The organism is Streptomyces sp. NPDC002935 (assembly GCF_040611295.1).
Taxonomy (GTDB): Bacteria; Actinomycetota; Actinomycetes; order Streptomycetales; family Streptomycetaceae; genus Streptomyces.
The window spans coordinates 486,736-509,468 of the sequence record NZ_JBEXNW010000001.1 but is presented as its reverse complement, the minus strand read 5'-3'; the positions used below and the strand labels follow the sequence as shown (position 1 = coordinate 509,468).

General features: G+C 73.6%; 16 protein-coding genes. 3 read left to right on the top strand and 13 right to left on the bottom strand.

Annotation, left to right across the window (positions count from 1 at the left end; all coding sequences use genetic code 11):
* The first annotated feature begins 1 nt into the window (after position 1).
* Together ABZX90_RS02140 and ABZX90_RS02135 are read left to right on the top strand one after the other, a co-directional pair.
* On the top strand, positions 2–3,295 hold the full coding sequence (locus tag ABZX90_RS02140) for an amino acid adenylation domain-containing protein (RefSeq protein WP_355200841.1): 3,294 nt from the start codon (positions 2–4) through the stop codon (positions 3,293–3,295).
* Positions 3,292–5,325 (top strand): beta-ketoacyl synthase N-terminal-like domain-containing protein, encoded by a 2,034-nt coding sequence (locus ABZX90_RS02135; protein WP_355200838.1) that lies wholly within the window; start codon positions 3,292–3,294, stop codon positions 5,323–5,325. The genes ABZX90_RS02140 and ABZX90_RS02135 overlap by 4 nt, the downstream gene beginning before the upstream one ends.
* A 51-nt stretch (positions 5,326–5,376) precedes the next feature.
* On the opposite strand, the gene ABZX90_RS02130 is transcribed toward ABZX90_RS02135, so the two are convergent.
* From ABZX90_RS02130 to ABZX90_RS02070, 13 genes are all read right to left on the bottom strand, one after another.
* Positions 5,377–6,114, bottom strand: a complete 738-nt coding sequence (locus ABZX90_RS02130) for an alpha/beta fold hydrolase (RefSeq protein WP_351126862.1) — start codon at positions 6,112–6,114, stop codon at positions 5,377–5,379.
* Between the two features lie 98 nt (positions 6,115–6,212).
* Positions 6,213–6,677 (bottom strand): hypothetical protein, encoded by a 465-nt coding sequence (locus tag ABZX90_RS02125; protein ID WP_351126860.1) that lies wholly within the window; start codon positions 6,675–6,677, stop codon positions 6,213–6,215.
* A gap of 10 nt (positions 6,678–6,687) precedes the next feature.
* Positions 6,688–6,930, bottom strand: a complete 243-nt coding sequence (locus tag ABZX90_RS02120; RefSeq protein WP_351126858.1) for a hypothetical protein — start codon at positions 6,928–6,930, stop codon at positions 6,688–6,690.
* A 109-nt stretch (positions 6,931–7,039) separates the two neighbouring features.
* The gene (locus ABZX90_RS02115; protein WP_355200836.1) at positions 7,040–8,194 is read right to left on the bottom strand and encodes an OsmC family protein; all 1,155 of its coding nucleotides are present in this window, start codon (positions 8,192–8,194) and stop codon (positions 7,040–7,042) included.
* A gap of 1 nt (position 8,195) precedes the next feature.
* A complete protein-coding gene (locus ABZX90_RS02110; protein WP_355200834.1) occupies positions 8,196–9,479 on the bottom strand; it encodes a PLP-dependent aspartate aminotransferase family protein in 1,284 nt (427 codons plus the stop codon).
* A gap of 3 nt (positions 9,480–9,482) precedes the next feature.
* Positions 9,483–10,757, bottom strand: a complete 1,275-nt coding sequence (locus ABZX90_RS02105) for an MFS transporter (protein WP_355200832.1) — start codon at positions 10,755–10,757, stop codon at positions 9,483–9,485.
* Positions 10,758–10,777: 20 nt separating this feature from the next.
* Positions 10,778–11,830, bottom strand: coding sequence for an alanine racemase (locus tag ABZX90_RS02100; RefSeq protein WP_355200830.1), 1,053 nt, complete (start codon positions 11,828–11,830; stop codon positions 10,778–10,780).
* Entirely contained in the window at positions 11,827–12,993 is a 1,167-nt protein-coding gene (locus ABZX90_RS02095; protein ID WP_355200828.1) for a SagB/ThcOx family dehydrogenase, read from the bottom strand. The genes ABZX90_RS02100 and ABZX90_RS02095 overlap by 4 nt, the downstream gene beginning before the upstream one ends.
* Before the next feature lie 474 nt (positions 12,994–13,467).
* On the bottom strand, positions 13,468–13,818 hold the full coding sequence (locus tag ABZX90_RS02090) for an FHA domain-containing protein (RefSeq protein ID WP_351126846.1): 351 nt from the start codon (positions 13,816–13,818) through the stop codon (positions 13,468–13,470).
* Between the two features lie 389 nt (positions 13,819–14,207).
* On the bottom strand, positions 14,208–14,861 hold the full coding sequence (locus tag ABZX90_RS02085; RefSeq protein WP_355200826.1) for a 4Fe-4S single cluster domain-containing protein: 654 nt from the start codon (positions 14,859–14,861) through the stop codon (positions 14,208–14,210).
* Positions 14,858–16,753: an AAA family ATPase gene (locus tag ABZX90_RS02080; RefSeq protein ID WP_351126841.1), complete on the bottom strand. Its 1,896-nt coding sequence runs from the start codon at positions 16,751–16,753 to the stop codon at positions 14,858–14,860. Before ABZX90_RS02080 ends, ABZX90_RS02085 begins: the two co-directional genes overlap by 4 nt.
* Positions 16,754–16,755: 2 nt before the next feature.
* On the bottom strand, positions 16,756–17,961 hold the full coding sequence (locus ABZX90_RS02075; protein ID WP_355200824.1) for a hypothetical protein: 1,206 nt from the start codon (positions 17,959–17,961) through the stop codon (positions 16,756–16,758).
* 25 nt (positions 17,962–17,986) lie between these two features.
* Positions 17,987–20,590: a serine/threonine-protein kinase gene (locus ABZX90_RS02070; protein WP_351126837.1), complete on the bottom strand. Its 2,604-nt coding sequence runs from the start codon at positions 20,588–20,590 to the stop codon at positions 17,987–17,989.
* 270 nt (positions 20,591–20,860) lie between these two features.
* On the opposite strand from ABZX90_RS02070, the gene ABZX90_RS02065 reads away from it, so the two are divergent.
* Positions 20,861–22,726 (top strand): hypothetical protein, encoded by a 1,866-nt coding sequence (locus tag ABZX90_RS02065; protein WP_351126835.1) that lies wholly within the window; start codon positions 20,861–20,863, stop codon positions 22,724–22,726.
* Positions 22,727–22,733: the final 7 nt, after the last annotated feature.

Sequence of the window (22,733 nt, the reverse complement as noted above, 5' to 3'; positions counted from 1 at the left end):
CATGACGACCGACACACTCGGCACCCTCGATTCCTTCGGCACGTTCGGCACCCTCGCCGACGGTCAGCCGGCCGCAGACCAAAACCCCTTCGAGGAGTACGAGTTCCCCGTCTCCGACGCCCAGAGCCGGCTGCTGGTCCTCGACCAGCTGAACCCGGGCACCGCGCAGTACAACGTGCCCGCCGCCTTCGCCGTGCGCGGGCCCTTCGACCTCGCCGCGTTCGGCCGCGCCCTGGACGCGCTGGTCGCCACGCACGAGTCCCTGCGGACCGTCTTCCGCACCGCCCCCGACGGCACCCAGACCCAGCTCGTGCGGGCCGCCGGCCGGGCCGCCCTCACCGCCGAGGAGGGCGTGCCCGCGGACCGCGTGGACGCGCTGATGCGGGCGGCGGCCGCCCGCCCCTTCGACCCGGCCACCGGGCCGCTGCTGCGCTGCACCGTGTACGCGGTCGACGACGGCACCCACCGCGTCCTGCTCGTCGCCCACCATCTGGTCTGCGACGGCTGGTCGCTGGGCGTCATGCTCGACGGTCTGGGCGCCGCCTACCGTGACGAGACGGCCGGCCGGCCCCACAGCCCGCCCGAACCAGCCCTGCAGTTCCCGGACTTCGCGGTCTGGCAGCGCGAACGGCAGGCGGCGGGGGACTGCGAACCGGCCGTACGGCACTGGGTGGAGGCGCTGCGCGGAGCGCCCGCCACTCTGGAGCTGCCGGCCGACCGGCCGCGGCCTGCCGTGCGCTCGGCGTCCGGCGGCACCGCGCCCTTCCTGCTGCCCGCCGCCACCCGCGGCCGCCTCGCCGAGGCGGCCACAGCCGCGGGGGCGACCCCCTTCATGGCGCTGTTCGCCGCCTACGCCGCCTTCCTCGGCCGCCTCACCGGCCGCGAGGACCTCGTCATCGGCTACCCGGTGTCCGGCCGCGAGCACCCCGACCTCCAGCAGACCGTCGGCATGCTCGCCAACACCCTCGCCCTGCGCGTCGATCTGAGCGGCGACCCCTCCCTCCACGAACTCACCGCCCGCATCCGCACCGCCCTGCGCGCCGCCGCCCCGCACCAGGACGCCCCGTTCGACGCGGTGGTCGACGCCCTCGCGCCCGTCCGCGAGAGCGCCCACGACCCGGTGGTTCAGGTCGTCTTCGCCTACGACGACGACACCGCTCTCACCCTGGACCTGGCCGGCGCCGACACCCGGCGTCTCGAACTCGCCCTGGACACAGCGAAGTTCGACTTCCATCTGCATGTGGAGCGCTGGGGCGAGGACCTGGCCGCCCAGTTCATCTACCGCGCCGGCCTGTTCGAGGCGGCGACCGTCCACCGCTGGACCCGTAACTTCACCGTCCTCCTGGACGGCCTCCTCGCCGCCCCGAACGCACCCCTGTCGTCCCTCGACCCGGTCGCCGAGGACGAGCGGCGCCTGATCCTCGCGCAGGCCGACCGCCTCGCCGACGCCGCCCCCGCCGACCGCCTGGTCCCCGACCTGATCGCGGACGTCGCCGCTGCCTGCCCGGACGCCACCGCCCTGGTGTACGGCGAGGAGCGCCTCAGCTACCGCCAACTCCTGGAGCGCGCGGACGCGTTGGCCGCCCGGCTCCGCGCCGTGGGCGTACGCCCCGGATTCCGAGTCGGCCTGCTGCTGCCCCGCTCGGCGGACCAGGGCCTCGCCGCCCTCGCGGTGCTGCGCGCGGGCGGCGCCTACGTCCCCCTGGACCGAGCCCACCCCGACGACCGCCTGCGCTACATGGTCGACTGCTCCGGCACCGGCCTGCTGCTGACCGCCGAGGCCACCGCCGCCCGGGCCGCGGGACTCGGCGTGCCCTGCCTGCGCGTGGACCGCCCCGACCCCACAGAGCCGCCGCCCGTGACCTCGGGGCCGGCGCCCGGCGCCCGCGACCTCGCCTACGTCCTGTTCACCTCCGGCTCCACCGGTCGCCCCAAGGGCGTGGCCGTCGAACACCGGGCCCTGGTCAACCTGGCCATGGCCGCGCGTCACTCCTTCCCGGTGACGGCCGAGGACCGGGTGCTGCAGTTCGTGGCCTTCGGCTTCGACGTCGCCGTCTCCGACCTGTTCTTCCCCTGGGTCGCGGGCGCCGAGCTGCACGTCCCGCACGAGGACGAGCGGCTCGGCGAGGCCCTGCTGGACCGGCTGCGCGACTCCCGGATCACCTATGTGTTCCTGCCGCCGTCCGCGGCCATGCTGCTGCCCGACGTCACCGGAGAACTGCCCGACCTGCGCACCCTCGCCGTCGGCGGCGAGTCCTGCCCCGGCGAACTCGTCGAGCGGCTGCACGCACCCGGGCGGCGGATCGTGAACGCCTACGGCCCCAGCGAGGTCACCGTCTACTCCCACACCGGCGACCTCACCCCGGGCGACCCCGTCGTGCTCGGCCGGTCCGTCGCCGGCGCCCGCTTTTACGTCCTGGACGACCGGCTGCGCCCCGTCCCCGTCGGCGTCACAGGCGAGATCTACATCGCCGGTGCCGGACTCGCCCGCGGCTACATCGGGCAACCCGGCCTGACCGCCGAACGGTTCGTCGCCGACCCGTTCGGCGACTCCGGCACCCGGATGTACCGCAGCGGCGACCTCGGCCGCATCGACGCCCACGGCGTGCTGACCTACCTCGGGCGCGGCGACCTCCAGGTCAAGCTGCGGGGCGTACGTCTCGAACTCGGCGAGATCGAGTCGCTGCTGGCCGCCCACCCGGACGTCCGGATCGCCGCGGCCACCGTGCGCGGCACCGGGGGCGAACAGCGGCTCGTCGCCTACGTGGTGGGCCGCGACGGCACCCCGCCGCCCGCGGACGACGCGCTGCGCGCCCATCTCGCCGAACGGCTGCCCGCCTTCATGGTGCCCGAGCTGTTCGTCCGCCTCGACGAGCTGCCGCTCAGCAGCAACGGCAAGATCGACCGCTCCCGGCTGCCCGAGCCCGCCCTCACCCTGCGTGCCCCGGACGCGTCCTGGACGGCCGCCGACACCGCCATGGAACGCCTGGTCGCGGACGTGTGGGCACGCGTCCTGACCATGGACCGGGTCGGCGTCCACGACAACTTCTTCGAAATGGGCGGCAATTCGGTCCGCCTGCTCCGGGTGCTGGCCGCCCTGCGCGACGCCGGCGTGGACGGCGACCTCACCCTGGTCGACCTGTTCCGGCACCCCACCGTCGCGTCCCTCGCCGCCCGCCTCGACCGGGCCCACGAGGCGGACCTTCCCGACTCCGCCGCCCGCGGCGGCGAACGGCACCACCGGCGCACCGCCGCCGTCCGACGACTCCGCTCCCGGAAGGAAACACTCCGATGACCTTCACCACCGCAGCAACGCCCGAGAACCTCGATTCCGCGATCGCCGTCATCGGCATGAGCGGCCGCTTCCCCGGCGCCCCCGACCTCGACACGTACTGGCGCAATCTCGTCGGCGGGCTCTGCTCGATCACCGACCTCACCGAGGAGGAACTCCTCGCCGACGGCGCCGACCCGGACGAGATCCGCGGTCGCGACTACGTACCCGCCAAGGGCGTGCTCGCCGACGCCGACCGCTTCGAAGCCGCCCTGTTCGGCTTCCACCGCACCGAGGCCGCGGCCCTGGACCCGCAGCACCGGCTGCTCCTGGAGACCGCCTGGTCCGCCCTGGAGGACGCCGGCCACGACCCGCTCGACGCGCCGCGGCGCACCGGCGTCTACGTCGGCGGCGGCGTCACCGAGCACATGCTGGCCGCCCAGACCGACCCGAAGCTCGCCGCGCAGCTCGGCGCGCTCCAGGTGCGCATCCTCACCGACCGCGAGTTCCTCGCCCCCTGGATCTCCTACCGCCTCGGCCTCGACGGCCCGAGCCTCACCGTCCAGACGGCCTGCTCCACCTCCCTGACCGCGATCCACCTCGCCGTCCAGGCGCTGCTGCTCGGGGACTGCGACACCGCGCTCGCCGGAGGCGTCGCCGTCGACACCGTGCGCAGGCGTGGTTACGTCCACTACCAGGGAGGGATCTTCTCTCCCGACGGCCGCTGCCGCCCCTTCGACGAGCGGTCCGGCGGCACCGTGCCCGGCAACGGCGTCGGCGTCGTCGTACTGCGCCGCCTCGCGGACGCGCTCGCCGACGGCGACCCGGTGCGGGCGGTCATCCGCGGCAGCGCCGTCACCAACGACGGTGCCGCCCGCGTCGGCTTCACCGCCCCCGGCGTCGACCAGCAGACCGCCGCCATCGTCGAGGCCTGGACGGCGGCGGGCCTCGACCCGGCCGACGCCCAGTACCTGGAGGCGCACGGCACGGCCACCGAACTCGGCGACCGGATCGAGGCGAGCGCCGCGAGCGCCGCTTTCAAGAGCGCCCTCGGCACGCGCTCCGTCGGCCTCGGCTCGGTGAAGGCGAACATCGGCCACCTGGACGCGGCCGCGGGCGTGGCCGGGTTCATCAAGACCGTCCTGATGCTGGAGCACGCCACCCTCGCCCCCACCGCCGGAGCCGGCCGCCCGCACCCCGAACTCGCCCTCGACGACTCGCCGTTCCACGTCGTCGACCGGGCCGGACCCTGGCCCGAGCCGGAGTACGGGCCCCGCCGGGCCGGCATCAGCTCCGTCGGCATCGGCGGCACCAACGTCCACGTGGCCCTGGAACAGGCCCCGCCGCACCCCGGGCCGTCCCGCACCCCGGGGCCCGAGGTCCTGCTGCTCTCCGCCCGTACCGGGGACGCCCTCAAGGCCCTCGCGGGCCGCCTCGCCGCCGCCCTGCGCGCCCCCGGCGCCCCCAGCCTCGCGGACACCGCCCACACCCTCCGCTTCGGCCGTACCCCCCTCGCCGAGCGCGCCTACGTCCTGGCCGCCGACCGTGAGGAGGCCGCGGACCGGCTGGCCGAACTCGCCGAGGGCCACGCGGCGTCCGCCCCGGCGGGCGCCGACGACCTGCGGGCGATCGGCGAGGCGTGGCTGCGCGACGAGCGGCTGCCGTGGCCGGGCCGGGGCCGCCGGGTCTCGCTGCCGACGTACCCGTTCGCGGGTGAGAGCTACGGGGCGTTCGGCCTGGAGACGGTCCGCGCGGAGCCGGAGCCGGGGACCGCGCCGGACGCCGGTCTCGACACGGCCGTGCGCGCCCTGCTCGTCGAGACGCTCGGCCTGGAGTCCGCCGCCGACTTGGAGATGACGTACTTCGCCGCCGGCGGGGACTCCCTGGCCGCCGTACACCTGGTGGGCTGCCTGCGCGACGACTTCGGCATCGACGTCCCGCTCACCCTGTTCCTGGAGGAGCTGACGCTCGACGAACTGGCCCGGCGGGTCGTCGAGGCCCAGGAGCCGGACGACTCGCTGGACGCGCTGCTCAGCGAGTTCGAGGGCGCGTGAAGGAAGGGGCCGGCGGTTTCCGCCGGCCCCTTCGTCCACCTCTCCATGACCTCATACGCGTACGTCGGCCTGCGTCAACACCCGGGCCACATACGGCAGATGCTCGTCCAGGTAGAAGTGCCCGCCCGGCAGCACACACGTCGTGAACGCCCCATCGGTCTCCCGCTCCCAGGCCGCCACCTCCTCGACCGGCACCCTCGGGTCCGCGTCCCCGGTCAGCGCCACCACCGGGCAGCGCAACCGGGGACCGTGGCGGTACGTGTGGGCGAACAGCATCGCGTAGTCCGCGCGCAGGGCGGGCAGTACGAGTTCCAGCAGCACCGGGTCGGCCAGCAGCGTGTCGTCGGTCCCGGCCAGCAGCCGCATCTCCGCGAGCAGATCGGAGTCCGAGGGTGGCTTCGGCCACCGGGCCGCGACCGGCAGCGAGGGCCCGCCGCGCCCCGACACGAAGAGCGCGGCGGGCGTCAGGCCTCGCGCCTGGAGCGCCCTGGCCGTCTCGAACGCCACGACCGCGCCCATACTGTGCCCGAACAGCGCCAGCGGGCGGTGTGCCGGATCCGCGGGCAGCGCGTCCAGTACGGCGTCCACGACCTCGCCGATCCGCTCGGCGAACGGCTCCGCGAAACGGTCGTGCCGACCCGGGTACTGCACCACCAGGGGCTCCACCGGACCCGTGACCGCGGCCGACAGGGCGTGGTAGGCGGCGGCCGCGCCGCCCGCGTGCGGGAAGCACAGCAGGCGGGCGGGGGCGTCGGGGGCAGGGTGAAAACGCCGTATCCAGTCGGCCATGGAAGTCCCTCTCTGTCCTCGGTTCATGAAACGGGCCGGACCCCGGTACCGGTCTCCCGGCCCGGGGCCCTGATCGTTCTCCCTGTGCGCCGAGCGGCTCACTGGGCCGCGGCGATCCAGCTCTCCAACTCGTCCAGGGTGGTGTCGGGGTTCGCGACGAGCACGTTCAGCTCGTCGTCGTGCGGGTTGAGGGTGACGACGGCGGGGCAGCGGTGGCAGCCCTCCGCACCGACCTGGTTCCACCACTTGCAGTGCGGGCGGAGGTGGCACCGCGGTACGGCACCGGTCGCGGCCTGCGCCGGTACGGCCCGTATGCGCTCGATCAGACCGCACGCCTCGCCCACCCGGTTCGCACAGTCCGACACGCAGTGCGAGGCGAACCGCAGCACCCGGTTGGGCGCGATGCCCTCCGGGATGCCGCCGAGCACCTCGGCGGCCGGTACCGGATCGGCGAGATAGACGACCTCACCGCGCTCCCCGGACCGGACGCCGAGGACCACGGACTCGGGGCGACTCGCGTCGCCACTGGGACACCAGTTGACGGGGCGCTCCACGGTGCTCACCTCCGCATCCCTAGCAGGAGGCCGTGTAGGCGGCCGACTTGCTGCCGCTGACGACGATGCCGCCGATGACGCCGTCGGTGACGGCGCCGTTCTCCTCCTCGGCCGCGACAGCCTTGGCGATGCCCGCCGCCAGCTGCTCCTGCGAGGTGATCCGCTCGGGCCGGGCGGCCGCCGCCGCGGGCGCGCTGCCCGCCGTGACGAGCCCGGTGACCAGCGCTGCGGCCGCGGCCGCCGTACGAAGACCGTTGTTCATGCGTGTCCCCTTCCAAGTCGCTTCTTGCCTACGGGACTTGACGGTAGAGACACGAGGGGGCCGCAACCGGCGGTAGAGGCGGCAGCTCGGCGGTGCCGCGGCGGAGCGCTCACGCGGCTGCCCGCTGCCGGCGGGTGACGTCGTCCCGGACCTCCTCCGCCTGCGCGGTCGTGCTGCGGCAGGAGAACCCGGCCCCGTCCGGACGGGTGAGACGGACGTCGACCGGACCGGAGCGGCGCAGCGTGGCCGGGACCGTCGCGCGGGACATCGCCCGGCCGAGCGCCGCCCGCAGCTCGTCGGCGGGTGCGTCGCCCCGCGCGCTCAGGCGCACGCGCAGGTTGTGGAAGCTGCTGGAGATGTCCCGGTCGACGTTCAGCATCCCCCGCGTGTCCAGCCGGCCCCCCGCCCACAGTCGCACATCGGACAGCCCCAGGCCGTGCGTCTCCTCCCGCACCAGCGTCGTGAGTTCCCCGCACAGCGCGGACAGCAGAATCTCCTGCGAGTTGGGCCCCTTGTCGATGCCGAGCATCTGCTTGGCCTGGTCGACGACGAGGGGACCCGACGCGTGCCGTACACCGTCCACCGTGAGCTCCGTGCGGTACGTCGCCTCGGAGCCGTTCTCCCATACGACCTCGGCGCGCACCGCGGCCACCGAGGCGGCCGGAGCGTCCTGCGGCTCCCAGGGGACGGTCACCTCGGTGCTCCCGCCGTCGGGACGGCGGACCGTGGCGACGAGTTCGATCGCCGACTCGTCGAGGAACACCCGGTGGTTGGGGCTGAACGCGGTGACGAGCCGGTTGAGCGACTCGACGGTGTCCATCGGGGCGTCGCAGTCGAGCTCGCAGTGCCAGGCCAGATCGCCGAGCGCGGCACCGGCCGCGGGCCGCCCCGCCGCGTCCAGCGCGAGCCCCGCCGTCACGGTCACCCGTAGCGAGCCGAGGGTCACGCCCCGGGCGGTGTAGCCGTTGACCTTCGTGATCAGCACACAGGAGCCGAGCGCCGCCAGCGCGGACTCGTACGGCGTCGGGGCGCGGTCCGCCAAGTACGGCGGCGCGGCACCCAACTCGCCCTGCGTGAGCCGGAAGTCGCGGGCCACCCGGATCGTGCCCGAGCGGAGCGTGAGGGCCTTGGTGCGGATGGTGCCGTCGGCGGGCGCGGCCTCGACCGGTGCGGCGACGGCGAAGTCCGCGATCGCTTCCTCGGGGTGGTCCCGCAGCTCGTGCACGGTCTCCGAGACACCGGTGATGTTCAGTCCGTTGCGCATGTCACAGTCCTCCCAGGGCCTGGTCGAGGTCGGCCAGCAGATCCGCGGTGTCCTCGATGCCGGCCGAGAAGCGGACCAGGCCGGGCTCGATGCCGACGCCGAGACGCTGCCGGGCCGTCAGGAAGCTGTGCGAGGTGTTGAACGGCAGGCTCACCAGCGACTCGACCCCGCCCAGACTGGTGGCGACGACGGGCAGCCGCAGCCGGTCCAGCAGCTTCAGCGCGGCCTCGTCACCGCCCTCCAGCTCGAAGGAGACCATGCCTCCCCAGCCCTCGGTGCACAGCTCGTGCAGCCACCGGTACGGATAGCCCGGACGACCGGGATGGTGCACGGCGCGCACCGCCGAGTGTCCGGCGAGGAAGCCGGCCAGCGCGTCGGCGTTGACGCTGTGCTGCCGCATCCTCAGGGCGAGCGTCTTCAGCCCCCGCTCCAGCAGGAAGCAGATCATCGCGTCCAACGACCCCCCGAACTTGAGGAGTTGGGACCAGACCCGGTCTACGTACTTGCGTGGTCCGGAGACGACACCCGCGGTGACGTCGCTGTGCCCGTTCAGGTACTTGGTGGCGCTGTGGATGACGAGATGCGCCCCGTGTTCGAGGGGCCGCAGACAGACGGGGGAGAGAAAGGTGTTGTCGACGACCAGCAACAGACCGTGTTCCCGGGCCAGTTCGCCCAGCTCCCGCAGCGGCAGCGCCTTGAGCAGGGGATTGGTCAGCGTCTCGAAGAACAGCACCTGCGTGTCGTCGCGCACGGCCGCCCGGATCGCGTCGAGGTCGGTGGGGTCGGTGAAGGTGACACTGCGGCCGAGCTGGTGCATGTCCTCGCGCAGCAGGTTGAAGGTGCCGCCGTACACGTCCCGCGAACTGATGATGTGCCCGCCGCGGTTGGTGAGCGCGAGCAGGGTCGTGGTGATCGCGGCCATGCCGGAGGAGCACACGAGGGCGCTCTCGGCGCCCTCCAGCGAGGCGATCTTCTCCTGCACCGCCCACTGGTTGGGGCTGCCGTAGCGGCCGTAGATCGGGACGTCCCGGATGTGGCCCTGGTCGAACGCCTCGTAGGTGTCCTCGGTGAAGGCGAACGTGCTGCTCTGGAACACGGGCGTGCCCACGGCCCCGGTCACCGGATCCTCGTAGGTGCCCGCGTGCACGCTGCGGGTGCCCGGCCCGGTGCCGTCCACCACCCGCTGCTGCGCCAGCCGCGGCCCGGGCACCCGCCCGCGCTGCAGAGAGTCCGCCCACGGCCGGTCGGGCCCCGCCCCGGGCGCGTTCCCCTGCGACTTCGCCATCTGTCAGTCCTTCCTCACGTTCACGGATTGTTCCTCCGACACGGCGACCGGGCCCCGCGCCTCGCGCGTGTCCCGCTCCGCGGGCCCGTCCCGCATCTCCCGCACGTCTCGTACGGCGAGCGGTGCGACGGCGAGCACCAGGTGGGCCAGGCCGACGGCCAGCAGGGTGTCGCGGGTGCCCCAGAGTCCGGCGGCGGGGCCGGCCAGCGCCTGGCCCAGCGGCAGCATGGCGTAGGAGCCGAGCCATTCGTACGCGCTGACCTTGGACAGCGAGGCGGCCGGCACCTCGCGCTGCAGCACCGTCTCCCACAGGGGGTTGAACACCATCAGCCCGAGCCCGCCGACGAACGCCGCCACGACCACCGGCGGCACGGACGTCGCCCACGCCATCCCCAGCGTCGGCGCGGCGAACAGCGACGCGGCGAGCACGGCGAACCGCAGCGGCCGCCGGGGCCGTATGTACAGAGCGACCGCGCCTCCGCTCACGGCCCCCGCCCCGAAGCCAGTCAGCACCGCACCCCAGGCCCCCGGCCCGCCCAGCGCCCGTTCGCTCACCTCGGGCCCGAGCACCGTGAACACGGCATAGCACCCGTTGGTCAGCGAGGCCGCCCCGATCAACGACCACACCCAGGCACGGGACCGGAACTCCCGCCAGCCGTCGTGGAGATCGCTCAGGAGGCGGCGGGTGCCCCTGGCCGCCACCGGCTCCGCGGCCCGCGCCGGCCGCAGCCGCGCCAGGCACAGTGCGCTGATGGCGAAGCTCAGCGCGTCCACGGCGATCGCCCAGCCCGCGCCGGCGGTCACCACGAACAGGGTCGCCAGGAGGGGGGCCGCGATCTGGGCCGCGGAACGCTGGATGCCGAGCAGAGCGTTGGCCTCCTGCCGCTGCCCCTCCGGGACCGTCTGCTGGAGCAGCCCCGAGACCGCCGGCACGAACAGGGCGGACGCCGCCCCGTGCACGGCCTGCAACGCCATCAACTGCCCGACCTGGGCGTGCCCCGCCAGCACCAGCACGGCCGTCGCCGCCTGGACGAGCGCCCGCGTCACATCGGCGCCCACCATCACCGCATACCGCGGCAGCCGGTCGGCCAGCGCCCCGCCCACCAGCATCAGCGCCACCAGCGGCACCGTCCGCGCGGCCAGCACCAGCCCCAGATCGCCCACCGACCCCGACATCCCCAGCACGGCGAACGCCAGCGCGGGCGCGACCATGAAGTCCCCGAAGCAGGAGCTGAGCTGGGCCAGGAAGAACCAGCGGTACCGGCGGACCCGCAGCACGGCGAGCCTGGAAGGCCGTTCTACCGGTCCGCCCCGCCGTCGCTCCGCCGCTCCGACACCCGCACGCCTTCCCCGTCCTGCCATACGCCTTCCGGTCCCCCCGGCTCGTCCATCTCGTTCCGTACCCGCCAGGTGAGGTCGGGCCGTTCGGGCTCCTGGACGGTCACCTGGTCGATCTGCGGCATCAACGCACAGATGTGCGGGGGAAGGACACGGCCCTCGGCACCCGTCCGCCGCACCCTTTCGCCCGGCGTCTGCCACGGATAGGGGTATGCGTCCAGCAGCTCGTCCGCGGCCGGCCCGGCGTTCACGGACACGGCCACCTCGTCCACCGCACACACCCCGATCGCCGCCATCCCGGCATCCTGGAGCGCGTACGCGCCCGCGCAGATCTCGGTCACGCCCGTGACGGCCATCGCCCCCGCGGCCGTGGGCGTCCCGCCCACCGCGACCGTGGGGCAGCCGAACCCGTGCCGGCGCAGCAGCGCGGCGCACCGTACGACGTATTCGGCCGCGTCCCGCCCCACCGCGTCCCGTGCGGCGGCGTCCTGCCCACTGGTGAGGGCCTGATAGCCGGTGACCCCGTCGAGCCGCAGCGCGGGCGAGGCCGTGACCACGCGGGCGAGGTCCAGGAGGTGAGCGTCGGGCGTGGCCGTCACGTCGTCCCCGGTGCCCAGCTGTATCCGCACACCCAGCACACTGCCCGCCGCCCGCGCCGCCGCGCCCAGCCCCAGTGCGGACTCCACGCTGTCGACGTGCACGGCCACCCGGCAGCGCCGGGCCAGCCGGGCGAACAGGGGCTGACGCCAGGCGTCGTTCCAGGGATGCGCGATGACGATGTCGGTGATTCCGGCGGCGGCGTACTGCCGGGCCTGGGCGACCTGGTTCACGGCGATGCCGACGGCCCCGGCCCGCCGCTGCCGGTGCGCGATCTCCACGGTCCGATGGGCCTTGGCGTGCGCGCGTACGGCGACGCCGTGCCGGCGGGCGGCGCGGTGGAAGGCGGCGAGGTTGCGATCGAGGCGGACGAGATCGACGTACGCACGGAGCCCGTGCCCGCTCGTGCCGCTCATGATCCGAGCCCGTCCCACGCGTCCCCGGCGAACGAGAATCCCGCGGGCCCGCCCTCCAGCATGGCCCGCTGACGCGCCACCTCACCCGTGGTCGGCGTCCCCGCCCCGTTCAGCCCGAGCAGGATCTCCTTGTCCCACTCCAGCCCCAGCGCGTCCTCGATCGCCGCGTCCCGGGTGGCCGCGCTGAAGAGCATGCCGAGCCCGAGCGCGGTGCCGACCAGGTACGCGGTCTGGCTGACGTGACCGAGCTCCATGAAGAGCGTCCGATAGACGCGCCCGGTCCGGTACTTCCACGCGGTCCGCTCCAGTACGGCGGTATAGAGCAGGAGTACGCCGACGTCGCCGAGGTAGGTCTGGTCGCCGCACCAGCGGACGACCTCCGCCCGGTCGACGGGGCCCGGCCGCAGGGACTCCAGGGCGTGCTCGCGGGAGTGGTAGTGGTAGATGCCCGGGGCGACGCCCTCGACGTCCAGGACGACGGGATAGATCTCCAGCGCCTGCAGGGCACCCGGCGAGGGACTCGCCTTGAGCACCGCCGGACGCAGCCCCGCCGCCTCTCCCGACGGAACGGAGTGCAGGGGGCCGCCGACCCAGCGCAGCAGCGCGGCGAGCTGAGGTTCCGTCATGGCCCGACCGGTGTCGAATTTCCGGGTGGAACGCCGGGCACGCAAAGCCTGCGCCAGCCCGATACCGCCCAGGTCGTCGGAGTCCTCGCGGGTCAGCGGAAAACGCTCGGCTTCCGGATATTCCTTGAATTCCGGCGGCTGCGGCCGGTCCGGCAGCTGGTCCACCAGCCAGGCGGTGTCCTCGGCCGCGGTGGAGAATTTCTCGTCGTGCAGATTACGGCTGGCCAGATGAAAGTACGTGGCCGAGGTGCCCCAGGAGGACCAGGGCCCGAGCCGCTCCTCGAACCGGTGCTCGGCCGAGTCCTCGGCGACGAGCACGTGGGCGGCGAGCAACTGCCGTAGCAGCGCGTTGCCGCCGACCGCGGGGTCGAGGTCGGCGTCGACCCCGGCCCAGTCGGCGAACCGGTGCAGCAACCGCCCTGCTTCGGCGCCGAGCGCCAGCTGGCGGTGCCGCACCGGATCGTCACAGACCAGCTGACCGTTGCGCCAGAAGAAGACGCAAAGGCGCGATATCCGCAGGCGCACGGTCGTGGTCACTGTCAGGCGGCGGTGGGAAGCTGACAGGTCTGGGCGGCCGCGTACTCGTCCTCGGCCAAGACCTCAAAAGCAGACTGCTCGAATTCGATTTCCATTTCTTCGCGCATGGAACACCTCTTTCTTGAAGTGTGTTTACGGGAAAGGGAGCCGTGCTCGGAACTGCCGTGAATTTAGTTGAACGGGTAAGGCATGTCCAGCCCGCGCAGATCGAATTCAGTCACCACGCGATCACATACAACCGCCGCGAAACTGCCGCCCGGAATTCCGCCCCCATCGGCACTCCCATGCCACCTCCACCCATTTCCGCCCACGCGGTCCGAGATCCCGCACCCCCGACCCCGGAGCCGCCCCCGACGCACCCCACGGCCCCTCGGCCACCCTGACCGAAAATCTCCGTTCCAGCTCTGCGCCGGCCTGTACGTGATCTTCAAACGCCGGGACCGGCTCTGGGCGCACGCCTCACCGCGGGACGGCTCACTCCCCGGCGGCTTCCTCCACGTGCGCCCGCAGCTTCGCGGCGAAGGCGAGGACGTCTCCCGGCCGGAGGCGGTGGGGCTCGTCCGCGGGGAGGGGGTTGCCGTTGACGCGGGTGGAGTTGGTCCTGCTGACATGGCGGATCCAGGTGCCCTCGGCGTCCGCCCAGACGACCGCGTGGGCGCGGGACACATTGCCGTAGTCGTGGCCCGTCCACCGGCCGTACTCGAGCATCCGCTCCGCGAGTTCGCCGGCCTCGGTGGCGGAACGGCCGACGACGAGCGGTGCGGAGCCGACCGCGTACGTCCCCCAGGGGAAGACCACGGCCAAGGAGCGGCCCGGTCCACCCACCCGGGCGTTCCCGTGCGGCCGCGCACCGGATCCCGGCTGCGGCGTCCCGTGGGGGACGGTGGCTTCCTGTCCCCACCCGTCGTGACCCGACCGGTCACCGCCCGACCGGTCACCGCCTGACCAGTCACCGCCTGACCGGTCACCGCCTGACCGGTCACCGTCCGGCTGAGGGTGGCCCAACGGGCATGTGCCTCGGCGGAGTTCGAGTTCGCATTGCGGTTCGGAGCAGGTCTCCAGCGCGGACGCCCCGTGACGGGGACCGTGCGGCGATCCCCCGCCCCCGGCCGGTCCGCCGGCCGCGTCTCCCCCCACGGGCGCCTTGCGCAGGAACTCCCCGCAGTGCTCGCAGAGCGTGCCGTCGCCGGGGGCCGCGTGGCCGCGCGGGCAGATCAGGGCCTCCATGTCACACCGTCCAGGGAGATGCCCTGGGCCGCCAGGGCCTTCTGGATCCGGGCCGGGTCGCCCGGGCGCGGCACCCCGATCAGGTGGAGCCGGTCGTCCTCGACCTGGAACTGCAGCTCCGCCGGGTGTCCGGACCCCGGTCCGTCGCCGGCCCAGCGACCGAGGCGCTGCCGGCCGAGATCGGTGAGCGGAACCAGGCGCTGGTTGGCGGATCCCCGCCAGCGTCCGCCGCCGGCCTCGGCGACCCGGTACGGTCCGGTGACCAGCCCGTCGAGTCGTGCGTACGCCTTCGGGCAGCGGTCCGCGAAGTCCTCCTCCTCCAAGCCCGTCCAGCACAGCAGGTCCCAGCCGTGCCGCTCCCCGCGCTCGGCCAGGCCCACGAGCAACTCGGCCAGGGCTTCGGGCTGTTCGGACGGTTCCCCGCCGCTGATGGACACCCCGTCGATACCGGCCGGGTCCGGGCGGTCGCACCACTCCAGGACCACCCGGGTGTCCACCGCGTGCTCCGGTCCGGCCTCCCAGGTGTCGCGGGACAGACAGCCGGGGCAGGCCAGGGCGCAGCCCTGCGTCCAGATGCCCAGGCGGGTGCCGGGGCCGAGCGCCGTCACCGGATGATGCAGCCGGGCGATGTGAAGGATCATTCGGTCAGCAGCCTCCAGTTCTGCCCGTCCGGTTTCAGACCGGTGATCCGTAGGCTGCTGCCCGGGGGCCTGGGGTGCAGGAAGAGTTCCCGGGCCAGCGGGTTGACCAGGACGGCCTCGACCTCCGACACGATTCCGCGACCGCCGTTGCGCAGATCGAAGGTGGCCAGTTCACGCAGCCGGTCGCGGACCTCGGGGGTGTACAGCACGCTGACGCCGTGCACCCGCTGCACGGTCTCGGCGACCCGGTCCAGCGCCCGGTCGGCGATCTGCTCGGTGACCGGCGGACGCAGGAAGTCGAAGACGACGATGTTCTGCTGGATGCGGTTGTAGAGCTCGGGACGGCCGAGCAGGTAGCGGAAGTACAGCTGCAGGTGCTCGCGGACCCGGATCTCGATGGTCTCCAGATCGTCGTCGGGGGTGACGTTCTCCTTCGGCTTGCCCTCCTCGTCCGCGGTGATGACACCGAGGTTCGTGGTGAACACCAGCAGTGTCTCGGTGAAGTACACGGTGGCGCCGCGCCCGTCGGTGAGGCGACCGTCGTCGAGGATCTGGAGGAACTTGTCCATCAGCCGGGGGTGGGCCTTCTCGATCTCGTCGAAGAGGACGACCCGGAAAGGCTGTTCGCGGATGCCGTTGGTGAGTTCACCGCCCGCGTTGTGGCCGACATAGCCCGGGGGCGCGCCGATCAGCCGCGCCTCGGAGTGCTCCGCCGAGAACTCGCTCATGTCGAAGCGCAGATAGGCCTGTTCGTCGCCGAAGAGGAGACCCGCGAGTGATTTGGCCAGCTCGGTCTTGCCCACACCCGTCGGGCCCGAGAAGAACAGCACGCCCCGCGGTTTGGTGCCGGTGCCGCCGCTCTGCGCTCCGGAGAGTCCGGTCACCGAACGCGCCACGATGTCCACGGCCCGCCGTACCGCGTCCGGCTGGCCGAGGACCCGGCGTCCCAGTGACTCCTCGGCGCCGGCCAGCCGGGTGCGCAGGGTCGGATGCTGCCAGGGGTTGTCGGGCACCCCGACGCGGAAGGTGCGTACGGCGTCCTCGATACGCGCGGCCGGGATGTCCGCGGCGCGGGCCAGTTCCACCACGTCGCGCATCTGACGCAGCCGCATGCCGTGGGTGGCCTCGGCGAAACGCCGGGCGAGATCGGCGCGTTGGCCCGGTTCGGTCGGCGCGTTCAGCATCCGGGGGGCGTAGTCGGCCGCCGCGCGCTGCCGCGTGCCGAGATCGGGCTCGGGCACCGCCGTGACCCTCAGGGTGTGGTTCCCGGTGGTGAACCAGCTGGGCAGGTCGTTGATCCGGTCGAGCACCCAGAAGACCACCGGATAGCCGGCCGCGGACGGAATGGCCCGGTAGGCGAGCCGGTCCGCGACCGAGAGGAAGAGCCGCTCCTCCGCCGTGGTCTGTTCGCCGGAGAGCAGCCGGGAGGCGTCCGTGATCACGAGCGCGACCGGCGCGGTACCCGGTGGACGTTCTCCGGCGACGGCCGCCACGACGTCCCTCAGCTGTCCCAGTGACAGATGGTGTCCCGGGTCCACCTGGGCGCGGGCCAGCACCTCCTGCACCGCGGGCGCCCGTGCGGCCTCGCCCTCGGGCCACACGACGGACAGCCCCTCTCCGCCGGCACAGCTCAGCAGTCCCGCGTAGCCCCGCTGTGCGAGGACGGTGGCCAGCACCTCCACGAGCTGCATGTACCGTGGCCGCCCGCCGAGTTCGGGATCGGGCAGCAGGTACTGGTCGTGCACGTTTCCGGTGAGAAGGATCTGCGGGTGCGCGCTGACGGCGAGGGCCACCTCCCGTACCCACGCGGGCCGTTGGTCCTCGCCCGTGTCCGGACCCGCGGGGTGCGGTGTCCCGTTCCGTCCGCCGGCCGTCTCGTAGGTGTCGGACATGCCTATGCCTCCCGTTCGCGTCGGTGGTCCTGGCCCCGCTCCTCTTCACGCCGGGGTACGAGCCCCGCGGCGATCCTGGGGACCGGTTGCCGCCCCGGTTCCTCCCGGTGGGTCTCCCTCAACCGCACGTGGTGCCGGCCCAGCCCGTTGACGAGGGTGGGCAGCCCGTTGCAGAAGGCCTGCTGCGCACGCCGGTCGGCGTGTTCTCCTCCGTCCGTCTCCGCGTCCCGTACGACGATGTGGTTCAGTCTCGAACTCCCGCGGTCGAACAGGACCTTCAGCCCGTATCCCGGTTCGCCGGGCAGTCCCGCGACGGCCGTGCCCTGGTCGACGAGGGCCGTCTCGAATCCTTCCGCGACGTGGTAGTCCAGGTCGGCCAGCACCCGGGCGAGGGCCTGGGCGGCGATCCGGCGGGTACGGGCGATGTCGGCCTCGGCCACCACCCGTTCCACCTCCGCGACCAGGTCCGAGGGCACCTCGTCCCGCCGTTCCTCGGCCACCTCGGCGAGTCCGCGGGCCAGTTGCCCGGCGTACGCGCCCGGTACGTCCTGCAGGCGTGCCGCGAGGACCGCGGCGCGCTCCGCCGCGGCGTCGACCGCGTACTGTGCGCGCTCCGCGACGCGGACGCGTTCCTCCAGCGACGCGAGGACGAGGCGCGCCCGCTGCTCGCCGGGGGCGGACGCCACCTCGGCGGCGTTGGCGCGGCATGACTCCCGTACGTGCGCGGGCGCGCCGGCGGGCAGTCGGGCCAGCAGGCCGGCGGCGCGTTCCGCCAGCGCGGCCACGCTTTCGGCGGACTCCCGCTCCTGGCGGGCTCGGGTCTCCCGGGCCTGCTCGGCGCTCGGGGACACCGTTGCCGTGCGGCGTGTGACGCGCGGAGCGGGGCGGGTCACCAGGGCCGACAGTGTTTCGCGGAAGGCGCCGGTGAGCTGGGCGTCGAGGACGGCGCGTGCTTGTTGCCGCTGCGTGTCCAGTCGCGTGGCCGCGGCCTCCAGTTCGTCCGCCGAGGCGTTCCCGGACGGTTCGGCGGCGGACCGGACGGCGGAGATCGCCTTGCCGTACGAGGCTCGGTAGCCCGCGCTCTCCGTCACGAGCGCGCCGTACCGGACGGCCGCCAGGCGGTAGCGCTCACGGGCGGCCCGGCGCCGCCTGGCCTCGATCTCCTCCGGGGTCTCGACCCGGTAGGAAGCGGCTCCCATCGAGCTCATGACGGCGCCTCCCCCGGTCGGTTCGTCACCACAGCTCCTTCGTCTCGGTGGGGACGAGGGCCGGGGGCCACCAGTCGAAGGCGGGGCCGATCAGCAACGCCAGCACCACCAGGACCGTCAGTGCGCGGGCCCAGGTCGCCGAGGCGGCGTAGCGGCCGGGGGCGCGGGCGGGGCGCTGCTCCGCCCAGTGGGCGATGCCGATCAGGCACGCCGTCGCGATCGCGGCCGCCACACAGGCGGCGGTCCCCGGATGGTCCCCGATACCCGGCTGCGTCTCCAGTTCCAGCAGGGAGTCCTTGAGGTTCGCTCCGGGGAGGTAGGGGAAGCGGATGTCGCCGCCGTGGCCGTTCCACAGCGTCACGGCGAGCGCGACGCCGGACGCCACGACGCACCACGCGGCGAATCTGGCCGCCGGAGCGGGTCCGGCCTGGAGCAGGACCAGCGACAGCAGCACCGCGGCCAGCGGAACGCTCAGGGTGTACTGCAGGTGCACGGCGGTCGACGCGTACCTGCCGAGGTCGGTTTCGGGCCGGTCCCCGGACCAGCTGAACCAGGCCACCACCGCCACGTACAGCACGACGAGCGAGGTGCAGAACAGCAGGGCCGCGGTGACGAGGTCGGCGGACAGCCGCAGCGCGTACGCCCGTGCCCGGCTCAGGGCGCGCATGGCCTCGGTCCGCCAGCGTTCCCTGCGTCCGCCCGGCTTCCGGAGTTCGTTGTGTCCGTCGGCCCTGGCGACCGGCAGCAGTACCTGGGCGAGCAGGAGCCGGGCCGGGGAGTCGCGGTCGCGCAGGGCCGTGGCCGACAGCTCCATCCACCAGGCGCAGGACCGCAGTTTCGAAGTGCCGCGCTGCGTGCGGATGTTCCACCGCAGCCGCCGCAGGCCCGCCGGGTCGAGGACTCCGCGCAGGCACAGCACGCGCAGCTCGCGGTCCTGGTGCAGCCCGCGCAGGGCGTCGGCCAGGCCGGCGGAGGCCTTGTTCCTGACACGCGAGCGCAGGTCCGTGATCTCCCGCCCGAGCCTCGCCTCGACCTCCGGCAGTGTCTCGGCGGCGTTCGCGAGGACCCTGCAGCGGCTGCCGCACCGCCGATGGCCGGCCGCGGTCGGGGTGGCGCACGGGTGAGAGGCGAGGACATGCAGCAGGTCCCCGCTGATGACGGCCACCACCTGTCGGTCCTCCGGGGCGGAGGACGCCGCCAGCGCGGACAGTCCCGCGGCGTCGGCGGGGTGGCCGGCGAACCTCGGCGGCGTCCGCTTCAGGACCGCCGCCCGGAACGCGGCCGCCCGGACGGCCGCGGCCCGCGCGTCCTCGGCGGGCTGCTCGACGAGTTCGCCGGGGATCCCGCCTCCGTTGAACTCCCTTTCCAGCCAGCCACGCAGGGAGCCCAGCCATTCGGCCGACAGGAACGGGCTGCGGGACACGGGCCAGGCCGACTCGGCCATGGCCTCGGCCAGGCTCGCCAGGTCGTAGTACGTCTCGCCGTTCACGCCCAAGGGCTTGCCGACGGGCTGCGTCGTCGGTGCGCTGTGCACCTCGGGGCTGCCGCCGTTGAGCCAGACGCGCACCTGCTCGCGGCCCCAGCGGTGTTCGGGCGCACGGGTCAGCAGCCCCGCGCACAACTGGCGCCAGCGGGCGTCCGCGACACCGCTGAGGTCCACGTCATGGGTGGTCAGGTACTCGAACAGGGCCTGCGGGCCGGACCAGCCGCCGGCGCCGCCGTCGTTGGGGTTCCGACCGGTGAGCATGCGTACGACCACCACACCGAGCGACCACCAGTCCTGGGCGGAGCGCCGGTCCGCCCGGTAGAAGGTCTCCGGTGCCTGGTACATCCAGCTGCCCGCCGCCAGGTCGGTCTGCCGGGTCTCGCGCGTCTCCGCGACGAGGCCGAAGTCGGCCAGCACCGCCTCGACGGGGCCGTTCCGGCGGCGCAGCAGGATGTTGGCGGGCTTCACGTCCCGGTGCGCCGCGCCCCGGCCGTCCCCGATGCGCAGGTCGTTGTGCAGGTAGTGCAGTGCCTCGGTCAGCTGTGCCAGGACGGCGCGCACGTCGGCCTCGGGCAGCGCTTCGTGGCCCGTGAGCCTCCCGTCGAGCGAGCCGCCGGGCACGTACTCCAGCACCTCCCAGGGCCAGTCGATGCCGTGGGTGTCCCGCTCCGAACCGAAGTCCCGGACGCGGACGACATGCGGGTGGTCGGCCTCCTTCAGTGCCGTCATGACGGGTACGTTGCGGCGCAACGACCCCCGGTAGAGCTTCACCACCCATTCGGAGCCGTCCAAGCGGTCCTTGACATGCCGTACGCCGAGGGCCTCGCCCCCGGCGGGCAGCGCCTTGATGACCTGGTAGCGCTCCGTGATGACGGTCGGCACATGGATCCAGTCCGCCGTCGGGTCCTCGGTCGGCCCACTCCCGGCGGACTGCCTCGGCCGGGTGTCGACGCGGGTGGCGTCCGTGGCCCGCGCGCCTTCCGGGGGAACCGTGTCCCGTCGGGTGGCGTCCGTGCGGTCCCCCCGGTCGCCCGTGTGGTCCGTGCGATCGCGGCCGGTGACGTCCTCCCCGTCGCCGGTCGCTCCGTACCCCCTGGATCTCCTACCGGAATCCCTGTCCGACGGGCCTGATGCGGCGCCCATGGTCCCCCTACGGGCCTCAGCGCTTTCGCTGCTTTTGCGCCCGTTGATCGCGACTTACACCTTCCGGGCCCGCACTGTAGCGATGCCAGGGGCCGGAATGTCCACTGTTCGCGACAACTCGGCCCCTTTTCGCGAGAGTTCGCCGTTCCCGCCGCACAAGGGCGGCTCCTGGCGATACTTGTTGGTTCGGCTCCCGCGGCAACCGGGAGCGGAGGCGGCGGTGGTGGCCGAGGTGGCGTACGACCGCGCCGGGCAGGAAGGGGATACGAGGTGGACCTGGACCGACTCCTGAGCGAGGAGGTTCCGTGCGACCGCGTACCGGAGCTGCTGCGCCTGGCCCTCGCGGCGCTGCCCGGCCCAGACGCCTCGAAACTGCGCCGCGCGGTCGCCCTGTCGAACGTGAGCCAGGCGCGTCTGGCCGCCTACCGCTGCACCGGAGAGCGGGGTCACTGGGACGAGGCGGTGAGCGCGGCCCGCGAGGCGTTGCGTCTCGTCCCCGAGGGGCGCCCCGAGCGGCGGACGCTGAGCAGCAATCTCGCGGGCTGCCTGTCGTACGGCCGCACCGAGCGGGCCCAGGAGGAGGCGATCACGGTGTGGCGGGGGGCGCTGGACGGGCTCCGTGACGGTTCCGCGCGGCAGGCGGAGGTCCTCGGCCGGATCGGGCAGAGCTATGTGATCCTGCACGAACTCCGCCACCGTCCGGACGACCTCGACCGCGCCCTGGACCACCTCGGCCGGGCGCTCGGCGCGGCACGGCTCCCGGACCACGAACGCGGCCCCTTGACGATGGGGCTCGCGGGCGCCCTGCTGGAGCGGTGCCGCCGGGTCAGCGGGGACCCCGCGGACGCCGGGCGGGCGGTGGAGCTGCTGGAGGAGCTGGCACGGACGGACGGCTCGTCCACGATCGTCGGGTTCGCGGAGGCGCTGCGGGCCAACCTGGAGGCGGCGCGCCAGGAGCTGGTCAGGGTCGGAACGGACCCGACCGCGCTGGACAGCGTGCCGGAACCCTCCGGCGGAGTCCTCGACGGCCGGCTGCTGCCCGGTCTGGCCTCGTCCGGTCTGCCCACCCAGCTGGCGGCCACCCGGTCCGCCCTCTCGACGGCACTCACCGGACGGCTGTCCGAGGCGGACCGGGCCGTGATGCTGGCCGACCGGACCCTTCACGGCATCGCACCGGACGACCCGTCACGGGCTCCGATGCTGTGCGACGCCGCCCACCACCGGCTCACGCGCGCCCACCACTACCGGCGCGCGCACCCGGAACGCGCCGACCAGGACGTGGAGGACGCCGTGGTGCTGGCGCGCGAGGCGCACCAGGTGGCCGTCGGGGTGCACGTCCGCGGCGCCGCGGTGATGCTGGCGCAGAGCCTGGTCAACCGGTACGCCGAGTCCGGCGACCGCAAGCCCCGCGACCTCGACGAGGCCATCGTCCTGCTGGAGGGTGTGCTGCGCTCCCCAGGGCAGCAGCGCGACATCACGCCCGCGGCGCGCCGCCGTCACGCGGAGGCCCTGCTGCTGCGCGGGGTCAGGGACGGCCGCGCCGAGGACTTCGCGCGGGCACTGGAGCTGCGCGGCACGGACGCCGAACGGCTGCCGAAGGGCACCCCGCAGCGGGCGCACGCCGACGCCGGGCTCGCTCAGATGCTGCACATCCGTGCCGCCGCGACCGGCCTGAGCGACGACTGGGCCGAGGCGTCGAACCGGTCCCGGCAGGTCGTGCGGACCCTGGCCCCGGTCATGCCCGCCACCGCGCTGGACACCGCCCGCAACTGGGCCGACCGGGCGTGGCGGGCGCACCGACCGCGCGAGGCCGCCGAGGCGTACGACTGGATGCTCACCCTGCTGCACCGGGTGGCGGTCACCCAGACCACCCGCACCGACAAGGAGACCGTGCTGGTCGAGGCCGCCGACGCCGGACGGCGGGCGGCCCGGCTCCACGCGGCCGCGGGCGAACGGGAACGTGCGGCCGTCGTTCTGGAGACCGTGCGGGCCGTCATCCTCGCCGAGTCCCTGGACCGTCAGCGATTCGCCCTCGGCACCCTGCGCGCGACCCGCCCCGACCTGGCCGCCCGCTACGAGCGGGCCATGCTGCGGCTGGAGCGGGCGACGGAGGCGTACGGCGGGGCGGGCACGTAGTCCGCGG

Excerpts from the sequence above, each read along its gene's own strand:
- ABZX90_RS02140 (WP_355200841.1), top strand. The coding sequence starts at position 2 with ATGACGACCGACACACTCGGCACCCTCGATTCCTTCGGCACGTTCGGC.
- ABZX90_RS02135 (WP_355200838.1), top strand. The coding sequence starts at position 3,292 with ATGACCTTCACCACCGCAGCAACGCCCGAGAACCTCGATTCCGCGATC.
- ABZX90_RS02130 (WP_351126862.1), bottom strand. The coding sequence starts at position 6,114 with ATGGCCGACTGGATACGGCGTTTTCACCCTGCCCCCGACGCCCCCGCC.
- ABZX90_RS02120 (WP_351126858.1), bottom strand. The coding sequence starts at position 6,930 with ATGAACAACGGTCTTCGTACGGCGGCCGCGGCCGCAGCGCTGGTCACC.
- ABZX90_RS02115 (WP_355200836.1), bottom strand. The coding sequence starts at position 8,194 with ATGCGCAACGGACTGAACATCACCGGTGTCTCGGAGACCGTGCACGAG.
- ABZX90_RS02110 (WP_355200834.1), bottom strand. The coding sequence starts at position 9,479 with ATGGCGAAGTCGCAGGGGAACGCGCCCGGGGCGGGGCCCGACCGGCCG.
- ABZX90_RS02100 (WP_355200830.1), bottom strand. The coding sequence starts at position 11,830 with ATGAGCGGCACGAGCGGGCACGGGCTCCGTGCGTACGTCGATCTCGTC.
- ABZX90_RS02085 (WP_355200826.1), bottom strand. The coding sequence starts at position 14,861 with ATGATCCTTCACATCGCCCGGCTGCATCATCCGGTGACGGCGCTCGGC.
- ABZX90_RS02080 (WP_351126841.1), bottom strand. The coding sequence starts at position 16,753 with ATGTCCGACACCTACGAGACGGCCGGCGGACGGAACGGGACACCGCAC.
- ABZX90_RS02075 (WP_355200824.1), bottom strand. The coding sequence starts at position 17,961 with ATGAGCTCGATGGGAGCCGCTTCCTACCGGGTCGAGACCCCGGAGGAG.
- ABZX90_RS02070 (WP_351126837.1), bottom strand. The coding sequence starts at position 20,590 with ATGGGCGCCGCATCAGGCCCGTCGGACAGGGATTCCGGTAGGAGATCC.